General features: G+C 70.2%; 3 protein-coding genes. All 3 read right to left on the bottom strand.

All coding sequences use genetic code 11. From position 1 onward, the window contains the following. On the bottom strand, positions 1 to 368 hold a 368-nt coding region (locus AC3A4H_RS23550), incomplete at its 3' end, for a chemotaxis protein CheD (protein ID WP_487768871.1). Then, on the bottom strand, positions 365 to 754 hold the full coding sequence (locus AC3A4H_RS23545) for a response regulator (RefSeq protein ID WP_348781278.1): 390 nt from the start codon (positions 752 to 754) through the stop codon (positions 365 to 367). The genes AC3A4H_RS23550 and AC3A4H_RS23545, both read right to left, overlap by 4 nt. Next, on the bottom strand, positions 732 to 1001 hold a 270-nt coding region (locus tag AC3A4H_RS23540; RefSeq protein ID WP_487768870.1), incomplete at its 5' end, for a chemotaxis protein CheB. The genes AC3A4H_RS23545 and AC3A4H_RS23540, both read right to left, overlap by 23 nt.

Raw genomic sequence — 1001 nt, 5'->3', positions numbered from 1 at the left:
GCGATGCCCTCGTTGCGCAGGAAGCTTTGCGCGAATTCGGCGTTGAGGGCGCCGATGTCGGACAGGCCCTCGACGGTCCTGGCGCCGCCGAACAGCTTGGCCTCGAGCCGGTGGCGCTGGGCGCCGCGGGCCAAGAGCCCGTTGACCAGGAGTTCCATCAGGTGGACGCCGTAGCTGTGCGCATCGGGGCCGGCGCGGCCGGCGGTGCCGGGCAACAGGAAGTGGTTCATGCCGCCGGCGCGCACCAGCGGGTCGCGGATGCAGGCGGCGACGCAGGAGCCTAAGATGGTGGTCAGCACCACGCCCTCGCCGGCGACGTGGTATTCGCCGCGCAGCACGGTGAGGCGCCGGCTGGCCTGTGTGGTCACGTCAGCTCCCCGACGATGGCCTCGATGGCGCGCTTGAGCTGCGGCGTGGTGAACGGCTTGGTCAGGTAGTTGTTGACGCCGAGCGCGGCGGCGCGCTCGACCAGGGCGCGGTCGCTCTTGCCGGTCAGGATGATGAACGGCGTGTTGCGCAGCGGGCCGTAGGAGCGGATCGCCTTGAGCAGGCCGAGCCCGTCGAGCTTGGGCATGTTGAAGTCGGAGAGGATCAGGTGGCAGGGCTTGTCCATCATCATGCGCAGCGCCTCCTCGCCGTCCTTGGCCAGCGCGATCTGGCGGATGCCCATGTCCTGCAGCGCATCGGTGATGAGCATGCGGCTGGTGGTCGTGTCATCCGCGACGAGGACCTTAAGATGTTGTACGAACGACATGGTTGGCTCCATTGGAATGCAAGCGGGTGAGGGCGAGGATGTGGCCGGCGATCCTCGCCAAGGGCAGCTGGCGCTCGACCGCGCCGGCCTCGAAGGCGGCGCGCGGCATGCCGTAGACCAGGCTGGTGGCCTCGTCCTGGCCGAGTGTGGCGGCGCCGGCCTGGCGCAGGGCCAAAAGGCCCTCGGCGCCGTCGCGGCCCATGCCGGTCAGGATGGCGCCGACGGCCCTGGCGCCGGCGGCGCGGGC

Source organism: Pseudaminobacter sp. Soil_N_29, from assembly GCF_057656055.1.
Note: the sequence above shows the minus strand (reverse complement) of the source record. Positions and strands in the feature narration are given on the sequence as shown.

Excerpts from the sequence above, each read along its gene's own strand:
- AC3A4H_RS23545 (WP_348781278.1), bottom strand. The coding sequence starts at position 754 with ATGTCGTTCGTACAACATCTTAAGGTCCTCGTCGCGGATGACACGACC.